The 19,669-nt window shown below is 38.4% G+C and carries 14 protein-coding genes, 1 tRNA gene and 2 pseudogenes; 11 read left to right on the forward strand and 6 right to left on the reverse strand.

Translation table 11 applies throughout. From position 1 onward, the window contains the following. Positions 1 to 208: 208 nt before the first annotated feature. Together groL and groES are read right to left on the reverse strand one after the other, a co-directional pair. Positions 209 to 1,853, reverse strand: a pseudogene (gene groL / locus ACFIKJ_RS02300) (chaperonin GroEL). A 58-nt stretch (positions 1,854 to 1,911) separates the two neighbouring features. After that, complete coding sequence (groES, locus tag ACFIKJ_RS02305; RefSeq protein WP_005774667.1) at positions 1,912 to 2,208, reverse strand: co-chaperone GroES; 297 nt, start codon at positions 2,206 to 2,208, stop codon at positions 1,912 to 1,914. 226 nt (positions 2,209 to 2,434) lie between these two features. Between groES and fumC the strand changes: the two genes are divergently transcribed. The 4 genes and pseudogenes from fumC (at position 2,435) to ACFIKJ_RS02325 (ending at position 6,504) form a co-directional block, all read left to right on the forward strand. Next, positions 2,435 to 3,823 carry a class II fumarate hydratase gene (fumC, locus tag ACFIKJ_RS02310; protein ID WP_375670214.1) on the forward strand — a complete coding sequence of 463 codons (1,389 nt, stop codon included), beginning with the start codon at positions 2,435 to 2,437 and terminating at the stop codon, positions 3,821 to 3,823. A gap of 232 nt (positions 3,824 to 4,055) precedes the next feature. Further along, positions 4,056 to 4,181, forward strand: coding sequence for a hypothetical protein (locus tag ACFIKJ_RS02315; RefSeq protein WP_375651771.1), 126 nt, complete (start codon positions 4,056 to 4,058; stop codon positions 4,179 to 4,181). A gap of 553 nt (positions 4,182 to 4,734) precedes the next feature. Beyond that, positions 4,735 to 4,969, forward strand: a pseudogene (locus ACFIKJ_RS02320) (lyase family protein); the annotation flags it as partial. A gap of 644 nt (positions 4,970 to 5,613) precedes the next feature. Continuing rightward, positions 5,614 to 6,504 (forward strand): outer membrane protein, encoded by an 891-nt coding sequence (locus tag ACFIKJ_RS02325; protein WP_375649085.1) that lies wholly within the window; start codon positions 5,614 to 5,616, stop codon positions 6,502 to 6,504. Positions 6,505 to 7,873: 1,369 nt separating this feature from the next. Here the strand turns inward: ACFIKJ_RS02325 and ACFIKJ_RS02330 are convergent. Next, positions 7,874 to 7,958 (reverse strand) — tRNA-Leu (locus tag ACFIKJ_RS02330). 222 nt (positions 7,959 to 8,180) lie between these two features. Between ACFIKJ_RS02330 and ACFIKJ_RS02335 the strand changes: the two genes are divergently transcribed. The 4 genes from ACFIKJ_RS02335 to ACFIKJ_RS02350 all read left to right on the forward strand — a co-directional run bounded on the left by ACFIKJ_RS02335 (position 8,181) and on the right by ACFIKJ_RS02350 (position 11,751). Continuing rightward, a complete protein-coding gene (locus ACFIKJ_RS02335; RefSeq protein ID WP_375625309.1) occupies positions 8,181 to 8,786 on the forward strand; it encodes a YqaA family protein in 606 nt (201 codons plus the stop codon). A gap of 12 nt (positions 8,787 to 8,798) precedes the next feature. Beyond that, positions 8,799 to 9,371 carry a disulfide bond formation protein B gene (locus ACFIKJ_RS02340; protein WP_375653632.1) on the forward strand — a complete coding sequence of 191 codons (573 nt, stop codon included), beginning with the start codon at positions 8,799 to 8,801 and terminating at the stop codon, positions 9,369 to 9,371. Positions 9,372 to 9,684: 313 nt separating this feature from the next. Further along, complete coding sequence (locus tag ACFIKJ_RS02345; protein WP_375651768.1) at positions 9,685 to 10,209, forward strand: type II toxin-antitoxin system PemK/MazF family toxin; 525 nt, start codon at positions 9,685 to 9,687, stop codon at positions 10,207 to 10,209. Positions 10,210 to 11,382: 1,173 nt separating this feature from the next. After that, complete coding sequence (locus tag ACFIKJ_RS02350; RefSeq protein WP_375648805.1) at positions 11,383 to 11,751, forward strand: hypothetical protein; 369 nt, start codon at positions 11,383 to 11,385, stop codon at positions 11,749 to 11,751. Positions 11,752 to 12,509: 758 nt separating this feature from the next. On the opposite strand, the gene ACFIKJ_RS02355 is transcribed toward ACFIKJ_RS02350, so the two are convergent. Further along, on the reverse strand, positions 12,510 to 13,181 hold the full coding sequence (locus tag ACFIKJ_RS02355) for a hypothetical protein (protein ID WP_375625305.1): 672 nt from the start codon (positions 13,179 to 13,181) through the stop codon (positions 12,510 to 12,512). Positions 13,182 to 14,259: 1,078 nt separating this feature from the next. Between ACFIKJ_RS02355 and ACFIKJ_RS02360 the strand changes: the two genes are divergently transcribed. The 3 genes from ACFIKJ_RS02360 (at position 14,260) to dut (ACFIKJ_RS02370) (ending at position 16,409) form a co-directional block, all read left to right on the forward strand. Beyond that, positions 14,260 to 15,069, forward strand: a complete 810-nt coding sequence (locus ACFIKJ_RS02360; protein WP_375670215.1) for a hypothetical protein — start codon at positions 14,260 to 14,262, stop codon at positions 15,067 to 15,069. Positions 15,070 to 15,215: 146 nt separating this feature from the next. Next, complete coding sequence (gene dut / locus ACFIKJ_RS02365; protein ID WP_375625303.1) at positions 15,216 to 15,755, forward strand: dUTP diphosphatase; 540 nt, start codon at positions 15,216 to 15,218, stop codon at positions 15,753 to 15,755. A gap of 216 nt (positions 15,756 to 15,971) precedes the next feature. Beyond that, positions 15,972 to 16,409, forward strand: a complete 438-nt coding sequence (gene dut, locus ACFIKJ_RS02370) for a dUTP diphosphatase (RefSeq protein WP_375670216.1) — start codon at positions 15,972 to 15,974, stop codon at positions 16,407 to 16,409. Positions 16,410 to 17,295: 886 nt separating this feature from the next. Here dut (ACFIKJ_RS02370) and ACFIKJ_RS02375 read toward each other — a convergent pair. After that, complete coding sequence (locus tag ACFIKJ_RS02375; RefSeq protein ID WP_375670217.1) at positions 17,296 to 17,883, reverse strand: biopolymer transporter ExbD; 588 nt, start codon at positions 17,881 to 17,883, stop codon at positions 17,296 to 17,298. Beyond that, on the reverse strand, positions 17,880 to 18,782 hold the full coding sequence (locus ACFIKJ_RS02380) for a MotA/TolQ/ExbB proton channel family protein (protein WP_375626474.1): 903 nt from the start codon (positions 18,780 to 18,782) through the stop codon (positions 17,880 to 17,882). The genes ACFIKJ_RS02375 and ACFIKJ_RS02380 overlap by 4 nt, the downstream gene beginning before the upstream one ends. Positions 18,783 to 19,669 lie beyond the last annotated feature (887 nt).

The raw sequence follows: 19,669 nt of genomic DNA on the forward strand, positions 1-19,669 counted from the left end.
TGGAACTTCAGCAACCATTGCTTCTGTTGTAATCAGAAGGCTAGCAATTGAAGCCGCATTCTGGAGAGCAGAACGCAAAACTTTCACTGGATCAACAATTCTTGAAAGCAATCAAATCACCAAATTCACCGGTTGCAAAACGTGAAAAAGCATTAAAAAAAACGGGCACAGAAGGCCCGTTTCTTTATTACTTCTATGGAATAAGAGCTTAGAAATCCATTCCGCCCATTCCACCCATTCCGCCACCTAAGCATTGGAGGCATTGGTGTATCTTTCTTTGGAACTTCAGCAACCATTGCTTCTGTTGTAATCAGAAGGCTAGCAATTGAAGCCGCATTCTGGAGAGCAGAACGCACAACTTTCACTGGATCAACAATTCCCAAAGCAATCAAATCACCAAATTCACCCGTGGCGGTATTGTAACCATAAGTGTCAGCATTATTTTCCAACACTTTGCCCACAATAATCGCGGCTTCTTCACCGGCATTGGTTGCGATTTGACGTGCTGGCGCTTGGAGAGCACGACGAACGATATGAATACCAGCTTCTTGGTCAGGATTACTTCCCTTAACGGTCAACGCATTTGCTGCACGCAACAATGCGGTACCACCACCAGCAACAATACCTTCTTCAACAGCAGCACGTGTTGCATTCAAAGCATCATCAACACGGTCTTTCTTTTCTTTCACTTCAACTTCTGTTGCACCACCCACACGGATAACAGCAACACCACCAGCGAGTTTAGCAAGTCTTTCTTGCAATTTTTCACGGTCATAGTCAGAAGTTGTTTCTTCGATCTGAGCCTTGATTTGATTAACGCGAGCAGTAATTTCGCTCTTTTGTCCAGCACCATCAATAATGGTGGTGTTTTCTTTAGAAATATTGACTTTCTTTGCACGTCCAAGCATATCCAAAGTGACATTTTCAAGTTTAATGCCCACATCTTCAGAAATAACCTGTCCGGATGTTAAGATTGCGATATCCTCTAACATTGCTTTACGGCGATCACCAAATCCTGGAGCTTTTACAGCAGCAATTTTCAAACCACCACGCAACTTGTTAACCACGAGCGTTGCCAAAGCTTCACCTTCCACATCTTCAGCGATAATGAGAAGTGGTTTTCCAGATTGCACAACAGCTTCAAGCACAGGAAGAAGAGATTGCAAATTAGACAATTTCTTTTCGTGAATGAGAATGTAAGGATCATCAAGGTCAGCGACCATTTTCTCAGCATTTGTGACAAAATAAGGGGAAAGATACCCACGGTCAAATTGCATACCTTCAACGACTTCTAATTCCGTTTCAGCGGTTTTAGCTTCTTCCACGGTAATGACGCCTTCATTGCCCACTTTTTCCATAGCATCAGCGATCATTTTACCGATTTCAGCAGCGCCATTAGCAGAAATGGTTCCTACTTGTGCAATTTCTGCTGAAGTTTGGATTTTTTTTGCTTTTTTGAAGAGGTTTGCCACCACTTCATCCACAGCAGCATCAATCCCGCGTTTAAGATCCATTGGGTTCATGCCCGCAGCAACAGCTTTAACGCCTTCTTGCACAATAGCTTGTCCTAAAACAGTTGCTGTTGTTGTTCCATCACCAGCGATATCATTGGTTTTAGAAGCAACTTCGCGCAACATTTGTGCACCCATATTTTCGAACTTATCTTCAAGTTCAATTTCCTTTGCAACGGATACACCATCTTTTGTGATGCGAGGCGCACCGAATGATTTATCAATCACCACATTACGACCTTTAGGGCCGAGTGTCACCTTAACAGCATTAGCAAGGATGTCGACACCGCGCAACAAACGCTCACGCGCTTCACGGCCAAATTTGACTTCTTTAGCAGCCATTTAATTTCTCCTTGGAGTTTTCTCAAAATAGTACACAATGAAAAACTAAGTGCTTCAATTAGCCCATAATTCCCATAATGTCAGATTCTTTCATGATGAGGAGATCTTCCCCATTAATCTTGACTTCAGTTCCAGACCATTTTCCAAAGAGGATACGGTCTCCTGTTTTAACTTCTAAAGGCACGCGCTTTCCGTTATCATCGAGAGCGCCATTGCCAACAGCAATCACTTCGCCTTCTTGGGGTTTTTCTTTTGCTGTATCAGGGATGATAATCCCACCAGCCGTTTTATTTTCAGATTCAACCCGACGGACAACGACACGATCGTGAAGTGGGCGGAATTGTATATTAGCCATGTTTTAAATCCTTAAAACTGAACATAATTGCATTAATCTTAAAAGTTCTTGCTAGCACTCATAGCTTGAGAGTGCTAGTATGAGTTAGATATAAAATCGGCATCTCTTAATGTCAAGAATAGCCATAAAAATAATTTCTCTAAATGAAGCTTCAAAGTCTTGCCTCTTATTGCACTTTCGCGTTATCTATCTTTTTGAGAACCCGTGAACAAAAAAGGATCTTATCATGGTTGAAACACGTCAGGAAACGGATAGCTTTGGAACGATTGCGGTACGTCAAGATCGTTATTGGGGCGCACAAACTGAACGTTCTCTGCATAATTTTAATATTGGTAGTGAAAAGCAGCCTCTTGCCATCATCTATGCCTTAGTCCTTATCAAAAAGGCTGCAGCTGTTGTAAATATGGACAAAGGAAAACTACCAGAAAATATTGGAAAAGCAATTATTGCCGCCGCCGATGAAGTGCTTGCCGGCGATTTTGATACGCATTTTCCACTCTCCGTTTGGCAAACAGGTTCTGGCACACAAAGCAATATGAATGTCAATGAAGTCATTGCTAATCGTGCCAGTAAGATTTTGGGAGGAAAACTTGGAAGCAAAAAACCAGTTCATCCCAATGACCATGTCAATATGAGTCAATCATCGAACGATTCCTTTCCCACAGCGCTTCACATTGCCACCACGTTGCAAACACGCCAACACTTACTACCAATTCTTGAAGCTCTTATTGCTACATTAAAACAAAAAGAGCAAGAATTTGCAGACATCATTAAAATCGGCCGCACCCATACCCAAGATGCAACGCCTTTAACCCTAGGGCAAGAATTTTCAGGCTATCGTGCCGCATTAGAAGCCAATCTTCAGCGCATTGAAAATGCTCTAACCGATGTCCACATGCTTGCTCAAGGTGGCACAGCTGTTGGCACAGGGCTGAATGCACCAAAAGGTTTTGACATTGCTTTTGCAAAAACAGTGAGCGCTTTCACAGGAATAACGTTCCAAACTGCCAGCAATAAATTTGAAGCACTCGCCCATCATGGCGCCCTTGCGCATTTCCACGGAAGCTTGAATGCTCTTGCTGCTGATCTGTTTAAAATTGCAAATGACATTCGGTTTTTAGGCTCTGGTCCACGTTCCGGTTTAGGGGAACTCAGTCTTCCTGAAAATGAACCCGGATCTTCTATTATGCCCGGCAAAGTTAACCCCACGCAATGTGAAGCCTTAACCATGGTCGCATGTCAAGTTTTTGGTAATCACACCAGCGTAACCTTTGCCGCAAGTCAAGGACATTTTGAACTCAACGTTTATAAACCTGTTATTGGCTATAACGTTTTACAATCAATTACCCTTCTTGGTGATTGCATGCGCTCTTTCGATATGCATTGCATTCAAGGATTACGAGCCAATCGCGTTCATATTCACTCGCTCATGGAGCGCTCACTCATGTTAGTCACAGCTCTTGCACCAGAAATTGGCTATGAAAAAGCTGCTGAAATTGCCAAAGCAGCGCATAAACACGATACAACTTTGCGCACCGAAGCATTAAAAGCTGGCGTTTCTATAGAGGATTATGACCGATTAGTTGATCCCAAAAAGATGATTGCTCCCCAATAAACAACCCACTAAAAAAGATGTAAACGTCTTAAAACAAATCTTTCTGTCAAAAGATCGGGGTGTAAGCACACACCCCGATGATGACCGATAACGATTACCCACAGCGTTCATTTTAGGCTCTGGTCCACATTTATGCTATGAGTGGTTTTGTTGCTTATGTTGCTTATATTGTACTTAAAAGGCACAACGGCTTTGGAAAGGAATATCCGGTTTTGGAAAGAAGTGGATAGTCATGGCTCAACACCCAATGGCTATACTGGCAGAAAGTGATTTAAATGGATATGATCTTAAAGTGTTTTTCATTCTAGCTTCGCATCTTGATTTTGACAATCTATTAGCTATTAACCAAACAGAATGAGCTCAAAAAATCGGTATTAATAGGCATAATTTCAATCGAAATATAAAAGATTAATGAATTCATAGTAGTTACGCTTTACAATGTTATCATTATTGATACATTCTGTAGGTAGCTCTTATCTCAATGAGATAATGTATTGATTTATAATGATCATCTAGCGTTATCCATATTGAATGAGAATTCTGAATACCATAGGATTTTCCCGTTTTAAATCTGTCCTATGTTGAATCAATCAAAATCACTCACTTGCACATCACAAGCGAGATAAATGTGTGGCGAAGTGAATGTGTGGATAGAAATTGTATAAGATAAGAAAGGACTAAACACGCCTCTAATGAACCGCCTCAACTGCCAAGGGCTGTCACAACATTGTGGAGAAGTCTGTCACAACAGCCACGGGCTGGCAAATATAATGATGATGCCGGCTTGCTTCTTTATGAAGCGTAAAGATAGGGTGCTCAATGGCTTTATCGTTATACCATTCACGAGCCACCATCGTGAAGTGGGTCTGGGAGCATTTTTATAAAGCGTGAAGATAGGGGTGCTCAATAGAGGAACAGCTGTTGGAAAAAAACTCAATGCACCGAAAGGTTTTGGACTTTGCTGAAACAATCAGCTCTCTGACGGGGATATCCTTGACAACTCGCAAGAAATTTGAGGCATTTACCCATCATAGCGCCCTCACCCATTTCCGTAAAAACCTAAGTGTACGCGCTAATCTCTTTAAAGTTAATCTCTTAAAAATCACCAACGACATTCAGTTTTTAGGCTCTCATCCACGTTCCGGCTTTAAGCGAACGAAAAGGAGAATTTATCGTTTTACATGGCGCATGAGAAACCTCATGAAACTTTAAATTCTCGCACTTTTCTCCTTCTTATTCTTCGTATTCCATTCAATCAATCAAAACTATTCGCTTGGATTGTCATAAGCAAAAGTGGCATATAGATAAAAAAAGAAATAAAGAAATAAAGTCGCTCATCCTCTCAAGTGCTCAAAAGGCTATCGCAATACAAAGCTACGCAATATCAGAAACGAGAAAAGAATATGATAGTGCCAATACGCATTTTGCCACTAATTGAATATTAAGTACAATGATATCAATCATAGTGGATAATATATTTAACACTGAGTAGCAAAGAGTGCTTTTAATATATATAAAATAATATTTTTTAAACAAATAAAAAGCCTGTTTAACATACTATAATTTTTTCTAAAACAAAGAGAACTCTGAAGAGGGTGTATATAAAAAATACTGAAAAATCAATACAAAAGCGGGATAATAGCATGAAAGAAAGTTTTAAGAACGCTTAAATATGGGTAATTATAGATTTTTTGAGTATTTTAATTTTCATAATGATATTAAATATAGATTTCTTTAACCAATTTGTATATAATACACTTTGTATTCGAAATAAACTGGGGACGTTTTTTATGAAAACAAAATGTTTAATTGCACTATCTATTTTCACTTTCATTACCACTTCAACAGCGCAAGCAGCAGATACGGTAATCTTTGAGCAATCAAAACCGAAGGTTTCATTGCAAAATGATTCATCGTCACGTATCTCACCGGTTACTGTTTCTGCACCTTTTTCTTGGTCTGGTTTTTATTTTGGAGGACAAATTGGATATTTTTCCAGTAAAAATATTCTAGATTACGCACAAGAAGCCAGGGATGGAAAATGGGCTTGGGTTGATAGAACTCTATCACCGAAACCATCAGGATTGAGAGCAGGTTTGTATGCAGGTTCTAATATTGATCTGGGAGATGACCTTGTTTTCGGTTTTGATACGGACATAGTCTGGTCTGGGAAGAAAAGCACCCAAACAGACAATGGAAAGAAAATTCTAAATGAATTAGACTCCATTAACATTGCCTTTAAAGAAGCTGGGATTCCTATCATAAAACCTGCAGCTCAGGATGAAACAATCCCCAACTATGGTGACATTGTTGTCAGCAGTGTAACATTAAAAGAAACATGGTCTGGTGCTGCGCGTGCGCGTATTGGTTTTGCTTCCCATCGTCTTATGCCTTATATTGCAGGGGGTGTAGCCTATACACAGATGCAATATATCATGTCACTTTTATCAAAATCGCAAGAAGATTCGACAATTTTTGCTTCTGGCGATGTGTTAGATAAGACAAAAACAATGCTTGGTTACACTATTGGTGGTGGTTTTGACCTTGCAATGACAGATAATATCATCATGCGTACAGAATATCGTTATTCAGATTTTTTTAAAAAGAAATTTGCAAACGATGACCTTAAAATCTCTTCTCAAACGCATGATTTTCGCTTTGGTATCGCTTATAAATTCTAAGTTTTGTAGAAAAATTGAACTATTAAAAACCCCTGTTAAAAACGGGGTTTTTTTTATGCCTCTTTCCCCCCTAAAAAGACCTAGATTCTAAAAACTAAGACTAAACTGTAAACAAATAGTCATGAAACAATAAAGCCTCTCCCTCTCTTAAAGCAAGCTCCTATCCTCTCACCCTTCCATGTAATGCATTTGGAATATAAAAGCTTTACCACCATACCACTGAGCACCATCATAAAATAAATGAGAGCAGTTATTAAGAGATATTTCTTTAATATAAATATGGATATTGTGCATCAATTGCAGTTTTATAGGGTGATGTTAACTTGGCCTCCCCACTCTCGAAGGATCAAGATTCTAAAAACCCATTTCTAAAATCATATCCGTTTGTAAGAACACAACAACTCTTGGGGACTCTTGGGGCGGGCTCCTCTTGGCACCTCCCCGTGGAATGCCCTTAAACCTAAAGTAAAACAAACACTCTTAAGAATATCCAACACACACTGAAAAAAATACTGCAACCTTTCAAGGAAGTTTACAGACCCTATATGACCACACTTCAAATGACAGTGTTTTACAGCTATTGCATACCAAAGTAGAGAGAGGATATTGCGGTTCTCTGTTTATATAATTTCTGTAACGGAGAGACAGCTTCATTTGGGGAGAATATGAAATTGTCAAGGCAAAAACCAGTTTCCAACCTTACCATTTCCTTTTACTTCGGTTTTACGACTTTCAAAAACCTCTAAAGCCCTATCTTTTAAGCCTCTACAGCTCTGTCTTTTAAAGAAAGGAGTTTACGCATTGCCTCATGCTTGTATTTCTCACGGACCTTTTTGGGATCACGCCCCTCATGTCATACGACAACGCTCCAAACCAAACACATTCAAATCTCAAACACGCTCAAATCCCAAATACATTCAAATCAAAAACACTTTGGTTGCCAATTCACATGCGTGTTTTAAAGAAACATCTCTCAAAACCCTCAAGCCCATTTTGCGACAGCACCTACAAGAATATAAAATCTATAGAGCACCATCTTTACACTTCATAAAAGTGCAAGATAAAAGTACAAGCTGGCACCATCCATCATACACTCCTACCCCCCAATGATGCCCTTGAAACGGTTTATTAAGAGGCATTTTTATTCATTTTTTGTAAAATTTCATTCCACAATAGCGCATCCAGCTTGCAATGTACAAGAGACATGATTTTGGTCAATTTAAAATAAACAGACTTAAAATGAGAGAATCCTATGGTATTCGAGGTTTTTCATTCAACATGCAAAACATTGAACACTGTTTATCAATTCCACATGTTTTATAAATCAACACGATGCGCCATAACAGGATAAAGGAAAATATTTATGAAGTGGTGCGGGTGGTCGGACTCGAACCGACACTCCTCTCGGAACCAGATTTTGAGTCTGGCGCGTCTACCAGTTCCACCACACCCGCACATTGCTATAAAAGACAGGACTATAAGAGACAGACTTGTCGATTATTCTTTTGCACTATATGAAGAAGCACAGATTCGTCAACAGAAGACTTCTCATTTTTTAAGAATTCATATCATTTTCTTATCTGTTTTATGAAATATTTTCTTTATTGGATTTCTCTACCGGATTTATAACAATCTCATTTGTAAAGTCTTTACCTCTTAAATTTATAGAAAGCCTCATGATATTAAACAAATTAAAGCTTTGGACGATTTCTTTAGCAAATCGGCGTACAGCACCACACTGGCTTGGTTTCATTGCCTTTATTGAAAGTTCTGTTTTTCCAATTCCGATAGATGTTTTATATATTCCGATGCTGCTTATCCATCAAAAGCGGGTTTATTACTATGCTTTGATTGCGACTATCTGTTCTGTATTAGGAGGCATTGCCGGTTGGTTTATCGGACATTTTGCCTATGATACTCTTGCCAAACCCATTTTAGAAATTTACGGTAAGGTTGAAAGTTTTGAATCTCTGAAAAATAGTGCAACCCTGCAATTTCTAGTCATTTTACTGATAACATCAGGTTTTTTTCATCTTCCCCCCATCAAGATTGTCACAATTTTGGCCGGTGTAATGAGTGTACACCTTGAACTTTTCATTCTTATTTGTATTTTTTCTAGAGGCGCTCGTTTTTATCTTCTCGCATGGCTGATTAAACATTTTGGACAAAAAGCAATGAATTTTCTAGTACAGCATTTCAAATGGATTATTCTCATTGGTTGTGTTAGTCTCGTTTTAATTTATGGGATTTTCATAGCTTTTTTAAACAAAAAGCTTTTATAAGGAACAGACTTAATGGCGTGCCTTTTGTCTTCTCACCCACTTTTATACAAGCACCTTCATCTTGAACCCAGCAGAAAAGAACAAAGTTTATGGGCTTTTTTTCTCGCTTTTTGTTTGTCCGCTACAATAGGTCTTGCCCTTGGTTTTGAATATTTTGGAGGGTATCTTCCTTGCGATTTGTGTCTCATAGAGCGTTTCCCCTATTATGGGGCCATACCCTTTTTGCTCTTAGCAGGTTTTGGGGCATATTTTTTTCGCATAACTGCTTGGATACAACTTTTATTTTTGTGTGTTTTTGTCTTAATGTGCATCAGCCTTGTTTTAGCCGTTTATCATGCAGGTGTTGAATATGGCTTTTGGGCAGCTCCCCTCAGTTGTGGTTTAAGCGCAGTCAGAAAAACCTCAGACATTAACCAGCTACTTAACCAATTAAACAACATTCATCCCCCTTCTTGTTCTGAAGCATCCGCACGCTTTCTTTTTCTTTCATTTGCCGGCTGGAATGTCGTCTCAAGCCTATTTTACATGCTTATTAGTTTTTATGTTGCCTCAAAAGGGCTCTTTTCAAGCAATAAAAAACTCTAACCATAAAATAGAAACAAAACCGCATGCACTCGTTCTCTCCAATCGTTTTCCCCTAACCAACACCCTCCAGTCACCAATCACCACCCAAAACCACCCACCGCCAAACCAACCCACCAACACCAACGAGTCACCAACATCCCACCTATCACCAACATCCCTCCTCTAGCGTTGTACACAAAAGACAAAAATAAGCAGATATATCCATTTTATGGTTTCACCTCTCTGTACTTATGAGCAACATTTTGATAAAAACCCGTGATAGAAAAGCCGTAAAATAATAAGTGAGGGGACCGATAAATATAAATGGTCTGCTATGGCTGAAGATAAGAACACAGCGCCTTCTACCCTATCACCTATTTCCTTAGATATAACCAAACTTGAAGAACCATGTGTTATGATGGAACATGATCATAATGCATGGCGCGAGCATATAAGAGAAACGGATTTAAATGCTCCTTACAAAAAACCACCTCACATAAAACCACGAATCAAATCGGCACCACGCATCAGACAAGTTTTTTGGTGCGATTTTCCTCATGATTCGATACTCCCTGAATTTTGGAAAAAGCGGCCTGTTTTAGTGCTTTCTAAGAATGCAAAATTATATGGAAATGTGACAGTTTTACCTTTTTCAACGAAATCACAACCCAATAATCCCGCTGCGTATCCAATACAATCTCCCATAGAGAATAAAAAAGCATGGATTATCTGCAATTATGTCACAACAGTTTCTGTAAGTCGTTTAAGTTGCTCACGTACCGTTCCAAGATTATCCAGCGAAGATTTTCATAAAGTTGTAGCTCTGATGCTCAAATATTTACCGCATTTACAGTATTGACTTTTGAGAAAAATAAGTGTATCTATATCAGCATACACGGCATCAGTAATGGTGGCCGCTTCCCCGAAAGGGGAGATAGGAACGAAGGAGTGGGAAACCGCTCCTTTCGTCATTTTTGGTATTTTTTTTGAGAACTTTTTAGCCATTTTTTGCAACCTTCCCTAGAACATATCCAACATTCATTCTCCACCGTTGTTGTTTTGAAATATCTGCGATTTTGGGTAAGAAGAAGGCACTCTCCGTACTGTTAATCCGGTAAAGTTTCCCACGGAGATTACCGTGATGTTGTACATATTTATCATTTCATTGCACAAAAAACCGTGCTGCCGTTGCTTAAACTTTATATGATTTGCCGCAATGGGAATATCTTTCCAAGATTGAAAAAAACATTTTCATAATTTGGCATAACAAACAATCCCTTGTTCTTCGCGCTCTTGAAGTGTTCAATCGCTCAATTTACCAAAAGATATTCGACCTCACAACTTGTTTATTTACGTCCCTCAATACGGATGAAGCGGATGAAAAAGCCAGCATTTTTGAAAAGAAAAAATAGTAAAGAGCATTTAATGATTCAGGCACTAAGAACTACACAGAATACTCCATTCATCTTTGAACGCATCAATTTCTGTAAAGAGAGCTAACAATGCTTATGTAATCTGAATAATATTAGTTTACTTACCATATGATAACCGATTGATAACGATAACGCTAAACACAGAACTTACATCACCATACCGCAAAATAGTGTTTTTACGATATAACATAAAATGATTACTTCACACCGCAATATATCTTAAAAATTGCATCAATACTTCATACAGATCATATGTCATTTACACCACAATAAAACTACATTTTGTTTATTTAAAATATCTCCGTTAATAATATAGAATTGCGTTTACGATTCACCAAAACAGATGATACAATAATTATAATAAAAACAATAATATAATTTAAGTTAAAAACCAAAATTGAAAAGTTTACAAAATCAATAAACTATGGAACTTACCTAGGTATAATACAAAATGTGTAATTTAACACTTTGTATTAGCAGCACCTTAAACACATAATTTAATTATGCATCATGGGATGCCACGGTACTTTTTCTATTTTGTTTAGAAGGTGTAATGAAAAAACTTTTTTGATTAAATCTTTTAAATTTGGATCATTATAATGAAAATATTTCAAAAAATCGCGTTATATATTGTTACAATAGCCTTTTTCTTTTCACAGGTTTTGGAAGCTAATGCTTATTATTTGAATAGTCATTCTCAAGATTCTAGTTTTGCTTCTACAGTGTCAAAAGAAAATAAAGTTGTTAAAGCTATTGATATGGTTATGGATCATATTTCAACACAAAGCACTGAACAAGATTTTAAAAAAGGTGTTGTAAAGGTAGGAATTATGATGGGACTTGCACCAGCACTTTGGGGTCTTATTGCGTATTTTTCATGGTTGTTTTCTAAAAAGCGGCCTCCCTATCGTACACCGAGTGAAAGAGCATTTGATGCTTTTGCGGACAGTGCGTGGATGCTCGTTTAAACAACGTTTCACTTAAATACAGTTTAAACAGTAAGCTTATTTAATACTTAATAACATAAACTGTAATTCAGATTACAGTTTATGTTTTTTTAGATTCAATTAATATTGTTAACTTTTCCCCACTCTACATGATAAATAAAATTTGATCAGCTATATTCATAACAATGCAATGCGATAAATTGAACACTGTTTGATATGATAATCTCTCTCTCATTTATGCACTCCTACCCTTAAACCTGCCCCTACAATCACAGCACAAAAACAATTCGTTACACGCTAAAAAATCCACCTAAATGCAAAAGCTTTAACAACGCTCAACCTCGACTATTTGAATAACAGCGATCATTCAAACTTTAACCAACGCGATAATACCCCTATTCTAAACGATTTATGTACCACCTCATCCGCAGCACATTGCCAAATATCCGTACATTTCCCCGAAAAATTTTCACACTTTTACGCATAGTAAAAAAAAGATTAACTTTAATCATGTTACTCTCCTTAAATTGACAACGGATTGCAAAATGCCCAAAAAAATCAAACAAAAATAGAGAGGTACGTTACGAAAACTACAGGGTAAATTTTACTGCCCCAAAATGTCTATTTTCCCCGTCTGAACCGTCAGAGGAACACTATAAAAATTATTTTCATTGAAAAACAATTACTTATAATCTAGGGAAGAAAAGTAAAAAACTCCCCCAGAAAAAGAGATTATCTTCAAAATTATCAAAAAAAGCAGCACAATTTTAGTGATCTTTTTATTTTTTTTCTTTTGATAAAAGAGAGCTGGCAGGTGTCTTAGGCGCCCCTCCGGTAGGTTCCCAATTCGCAACAGCCGCTAATTCCTCAATAACATCCTTTTTTAACTTACCATTTTTCTTATTGTGTAAATCATATTGATCAGCATTCTGTTGCAACCATTTTGCAAGCGTTCCTTTAACAGTTTTACCACCCTCAACCTCACTCACCGCTTCCCATGCCGCAACAATAGCAGCAAGCTTTGGAGCATAACGTGGATGCGTTGGATCTTGAAACGCATAATATTTTTGGTCCTTAGTCTCAGCAGAATCATCCTCAGGGAAAAAAAATGGAGGGTACAGACCACGCGATGAAAGCCATTCTTTTAAATCATCAACGCGAACATATGAGGAATCTGCATCTATAAAATCCGAAAAATTATAGTACGACCATTCTATCTCTAATCGATTGCTTTTTCCCGCTTGAACGATAGCATGATAAGCTGCACGGAAATTAGCAGTTTTCTCTGATGATACGGAAAGGTTATCTTCGTAAATATCACTTTTTTCTGGTTCTAATTTGTTGACAAACAAATACTTTCCTGGATTTAATCCAACTATTAAAAGCGCTGCCTGCAGTATTGTTAGTTTTTCAGAAAGCCGCCAAAATTTCAAACCATCACTATTTTCCATATATGCTCCCTTTTTTATCTGCACAATTTCGCTCTTTTTTAAAAACATCAAAAACGTTTGTTAACGCGTAGAGATTATGCACTTCTCACATTTCAACTCATCCCATACTTTAAATAAAAACACAGCACCCACACCCCTCCTTGTGATACACAAGAAAATGATTTGAATTGTTTCAATATAAGAAGTTTTGAAGTGAGAGAATCCTACTGAATTTTGGGCTTTCATGCAAGATATCAGGCAAGTTACAAGGCGATAAATGCCCCTTCATAAAGCATAAATTTTTATGCGTGATCTCAAACAATTTAATATGGATAATATCTCTTCATTTATGCACTCCCACCCTTAAACCTGTCCCTGCAATTACAGCACAAAAGATAATTCGTTACACGCTAACAAATCCACCTAAATGCAAAAGCTGTAACAACGCTAAAATGCGCGTAAATATCATAAGAATACTGTCTTACACCTCCACAAGTGGGATCAAGTGGCGTAAAACTGTACAATAAAATGCCATGCCTATAATGAACCGTGCTAAAGACTGTCACAACACTGGGAGCTAAGGTGTACGATGATGCCGGCTTGCTCTTTTATGAAGCGTAAAGATTAAGAAGACTCAATGGAGTTTATATTATTTCATGGAAATTTTGCGGCTCTACCCTTCTATACTCTTCACAGGGGCCCCCTCGCGAAATGGGCTTTTATCCCTTGAAAAAGATCTCTTTTTAAAGAATCATTTCAAAGTCCAAGAGCTGTTACAGTCTTTTGAACGCATCAAATGAATGATGATGCTAGCTTATTCCTTTCCTATATTCTCGAGCATCAATACATTAGAATGCTCCATTCAAACGCCCCTTTAGCAAAATAAAGCACATTGTCTCTTAAATTTTTTCACGCAATTATTTCTTTCATGCGCCCCTGTCGTCTCCATTTGATAAATCTCCTTGTACTTTCTCAGCATCCCAGCACCTTTTTTCTCAGTGCAACCTTTTTGTAATTTGTCAGTTTTTAACTTTTAGATTGACTTTTGGTTTATTTTTCTTATGTTTTAGAATTATTCTAAAGTGCAAAGGAACAGAAAATGTTGAAATTGTTTTTTTCATTTGTACAACGTAAAGCTCTGTCCTTTCGTTCAGCACAAAACGTGATGCTTAAAGCGCTCAAATTAAAAGAGCAACATGCGGCGCTCTATTTAAAATATGCAAAAGCTCTAGAACCTTATTCCTCTAAGGAAGCCGCGGTTTTTACCGCCATGGGGCTTCAAGAGCTTAAAAATTATAAGCAACTTTTGTGCCTTTCTTGCCATAATCGTGCAAACACTATCGGTTCGTTATGTGACAAAACTTCTCTTGTGAAAGGCAAGAGCCGCCATCCATCCCCAAAAACAACAGTGGCCAATAACACCATAAAAAAACCTTCGAAAACGCAAAGACAAACACTTTTGACTTGGATTCAACCAGGTCTTGCAGGATTAATGGATGGCTCTGTCTCGACCCTTGCCCCCATTTTTGCCGCAGCTTTTGCCACGGGAGACACGCACCAAACTTTTTTGATAGGGCTCTCAGCTTCAATTGGTGCAGGACTTTCAATGGGTTTCACAGAAGCAGCCCACGATGACGGAAAATTATCAGGGCGTGGTTCGCCATTAAAAAGAGGTATTGCCAGCGGCATTATGACAACATTAGGAGGATTAGGCCATACTCTTCCCTATTTGATCAACTCTTTTTATGTAGCAACAATTATTGCTTTTATCATTGTTTTTTTCGAACTAGGCGCCATCGTCTGGATTCAGAACAAATTCATGTCAACTCCCTTTTGGCGTGCATCGTTACAAGTTATTATTGGCGGAGCGCTCGTTTTTGCTACGGGTATCTTCATTGGTAGTATTTAAAACAAACAGCATGAAAAATAAGCATTTCCCATACAAAACAAGCAGCAAAACCCATCGTCCCATCTATAGATTTTTCGCTGCTTGTTTCAAACGGAATCTTTTGTTAGAGTTGTGTTTGTTTTTTCTATTTTGGAGATGCTTTGACCATGCCTTCTACGCACCTGAACAGCCAAAAGAGTCCTTCTTCCTCGAATGCATTTCCTTCTCCCCCTCCACAACAAATAACCTTATCGATCCAGCGTCTTGAGCATGGACAAGGTTTAGAACTTCCTCACTACGCAACGGCTGGTTCTGCGGGTCTTGATCTACGGGCAGCAATTAGAGAAGAAGAAACGCTTGTTCTTGCCCCAGGGCAGCGCGCACTCATTCCAACGGGTCTCATTTTTCACCTTCAACCTGGTTTTGAGGCACAAATACGCCCACGCTCTGGCTTAGCCTTAAAGCACGGCATCACATGCCTCAACACTCCAGGAACGATTGATAGTGATTACCGTGGTGAAGTCAAAGTTCTTCTTATCAATTTAGGCCAAGAAGACTTTTCTATCCAACGGGGAATGCGCATTGCCCAAACAGTCATCGCCCCCGTATTCCAAGTCAAAGTTTGCGCTATTGAACCAGAGCAAAATACCCAAAGCCATAACGAGAGCCGTGGAACAGGAGGTTTCGGTTCAACGGGACATACTTAAGAAGCTCTGAAAAAATCACTCCCCTCAAAATATAACACTCGCTTATTCTAACTACTCTTTCACTGAAAGTCTTTCGGGCTTTTAAAGTATAGAAGGAGTGCGCATTTGCTTTCAAAGTTTTTTTACCAAACACCCCTCTAAACGATCATCCTTACTCTTCCTCTGTCTCTTCTCAATCTTCACATGCCCTAACTTTATCCCTTCAGCGTCTTGCACTTGGAACAAGGAAACTTCTTCACTACGCAACGACTGGTTCTGCCGGTCTTGGATTTACAAGCAGCAATTGGAGAAGAAGAAACGCTTGTTCTTGCCCCAGGGCAGCGCGCACTCATTCCAACGGGTCTCATTTTTCATTTATCACGTGGGCTTGAAGCACAAATACGTCCACGCTCTAGCTTAGCCTTAAAACACGCCATCACATGCCTCAATACTCTAGGAACGATTGAGTGTGATTATCCGGAAGTGAAGTCAAAGTTCTTCTTATCAATTCGAGCCAAGAAAACTTTTCTATTTAAACGGAGAATGCGCATTGCCCAAACAGTCATCGCCCCCGTATTCCAAGTCAAAGTTTGCGCTATTGAACCAGAGCAAAATACCCAAAGCCATAACGAGAGCCGTGAAACAGGAGGTTTCGGTTCAACGGGTCATACTTAAGAAGCTCTGAAAAAATCGCTCCCCTTAAAATATAACACACACTTATTCTAACCACTCTTTCACTTAAAACCCCTTGGGCTTTTAAAGTGTAGAAGGAGTGCGCGTTTACTACTTTCAAAGTTTTTTCACTAAACGCACTTCTAAACAATCATCTCTCAATTACGTTTCTTGTACTACACAAAACTTCATTATCACCGGATACCCCTCCCCCATAACAAAAACATTGGCATTAACCATTAAAAGCTCACACACCGCTTGTAATGTCGACAATCTATATATCATATTGATTTATAATAATGAATTGTCTTTCAACTTAAATGAGAGATCTCAATACTGTAAGATTGTTTCATTGCAAATCTATTTATATTAAATCAATCAAAAGCATGTCTCTCACGTTCCAAACGTGGCTAGCATGTGGATAAAAACTGGAAAAATGCCTATAATGAATACTTGTACTCAGCACTGTCACAACATTGGGAGAAAATATAAATACTATAATGGTGCTCGCTTGCTCTTTTGTTAAGCATAAAGATAGTGAGGTTCAATAGATTTTTTATTATTTTACGGGAGGCTTTACCGTTATACCATTTATAAACACCGTCGCAAAAAGGGCTTTAAGATATATTAAGGCACACAACAATCACCCTTGCTGTTTTTCTTGATCGCACCTCTTGAGGCAAGATGAGCAGTGCTTAATCCTAAAAAAACCGATTCAATATATAAACCCCCTGCATAATATAAACCCCCTGCATATGCCTCCCCTGCGTAATATCAAACTCATGCGTATTGGGTTTAATAAATCCACGACAAAACCCTCATCAATTTCACTCTACGACTTTGAGTCATATGCTTTGCTTCCTGCAACAAAGGCTATTTTTATCACTGGTCAGAGGGCATCGGCTGGAATATTAGCGTTTACCGCAGTGCCCGTTATTACGGCATTCACATGCCCCACAACGTTACCACCCGCGCTACCACCCGCTCCATCGACAGCAACGTCCGCTACCCCTGTTGTTTTATTATTGATCTCACCTCTTGAGGTAAGATTGGTAGAGTTTTGCAATCCTACAAGACCGATTTTATTATATCCAGCCATGCGTATTTGATTTAATAAATCGATGACAGTACCATAATCAATTTCGCTATCGGCTTTGATTAAAATTTTTGTCTCTAAATTTTGCGTCGTTTCCCTCAACAAAGCTTCTCTTAAAGCTGCCTGTTCTACAAGATGATCACCAATGTAAAGAGAACGATCTTTTTGCAAAGTAACATAAAGGGGTTCATCAGACTGAACCACTGAAGGTGCTTGAGTTATAGAAGGAAGCTGAACGGGAATGGCAGATGTTGCCAAAGGCGCTGCAACCATAAAAACAATAAGCAACACCAATACAACATCAATAAAAGGAGTCACATTGATTTCGCTTTGCAACCCACTCTCGTCTATATCCCAATCATTATTAAGGCTTGCTTTCATTTTTTATGACTTTTCTGTTGTCTTTGTCTATCAAGTTCACGGCTCAAGAGCCTTTCAAGAGCCGCAGCGATATCACCTAAATCATTGCGATAACCATTCAAAGCACGCATAAGGCTATTATACATAACAACGGCGGGAATAGCTACAAAAAGCCCAATAGCCGTTGCGAATAAGGCTTCAGCAATTCCAGGCGCCACCACATCAAGTCGCGTTGTTTGAGACTGAGCAATCCCAATAAAAGAATTCATAATTCCCCAAACAGTTGCAAAAAGACCAACAAAGGGAGCAATTGCGCCAATAGTTGCAAGAACAGCGCTTCCACATGCAACACGGCGTGTAGCAGCCAGCAAGCAGCGTGACAAAAGTGAATGAACCCTTTCTTTTAAACCTTCATGAACATCGCGAGCCTTAGCATCGCGAACATCGCGGGAAACATCTTCATATTGATTGCTCTCCTCATAAAAGAGAATATCTTCAATCGTTTGTGCACTTTCCCCTGCACTGGTTTTTTCACCAGAGCTTTTATTTATCCCTTCAGGAGCAGAAAAATGAACCTGTTGTGTAGAAAGATACACCTCTTTAAGAACTTCTTTGAGAAAAAACACCCCAGCCCCTTTGCTTTCTTTCAAGCTAGCTGCCAAACGCGTAAGAGTCTGAGCATTAAGAACCAATTGAAGTTCATGACGTACTCTTCGTTTTACCAAAGTGATCTCAACAATTTTCACAAAAGCAATTGTCCAAGACATAAGTGAAGCAAGTAACAAAATAATGATAACGGCTTTCACCACCCAATCAGCAGCCATAAACATAGAAAGAGGAGAAAAATCATGCACTGTCAATACAGAAGACATATTATCTAAAGGGACTGTTTTATCTAAAGGGACTGTTTCAGATTCCATTTTTATCTCACATTCTTGTGCTCTTATCTTTATTTATGAGCTGGATCGTCACCCCGCACAGCATCACTGTTCCACAATGCCACTACCCTTTTAACGTCGCTTTCGCATTCCTCTTAAGAAAGAAAACTTGATAAATCAAGTATAGTTTTATTCCACAAGCTCTCTCTTATTCTAAAGAAATCACTCAAGAAATTTTTCTCTAACAATTCAACAAGTTTATCTTACTCAATCAATTTATTGCATAAATTAGGCAAAATGATAAATTTACAAGAAATATTGCATATAATATTTTCATTTATAAGAATAATTTATCATCGTTCCTGTTGAATAAATCCCTCATATCGCAAAGCTTCTTTCATTTCAGCGGCTCTTTTAAATCCAACAAAATAATTTCTTTCATGGAATAAGCAGCAAAAATATCATAAAATCCTTGGAGAAAAGGATATGCACTTCTCTAACAATCAGTGCACTAAAGTACCTTCTATCCAAATAAAAATATACCTTTTTTTAAAAAAGAACGATCGCAATATCTTAAACTGACCAAAAGTATAATGGGAGAGCGCGATTAGCCCTCAAATACATAGAGAGCAAAGAACAGAAATAGCATTTTCTTTTTCTTCTGCAAAAGCATAAAAATGACATTACTTCTGCCGCAAAATCACAATAACCATGTTTTTTATCTGTCACAAGCCCAAAAAATAAGCCTCAACCCGCTTTTTAAAAAAACTTTTATAAAAACTGTGCCATGAGAAACTGAAGAATGGTGCTAAATTCCTGCAAAAGCATAAGACAATTTTCAACCGATGTAATCCTTTACGAACAGAGCATATTGTATAGGAAAGATTTATTTTATCAAAAACAGTTTTAAATTCGACAAAGTGAAAGGA

Origin of the sequence: Bartonella sp. PS7NMGDW (assembly GCF_042193585.1) — a bacterium.
GTDB classification, from domain to species: Bacteria; Pseudomonadota; Alphaproteobacteria; order Rhizobiales; family Rhizobiaceae; genus Bartonella; species Bartonella grahamii.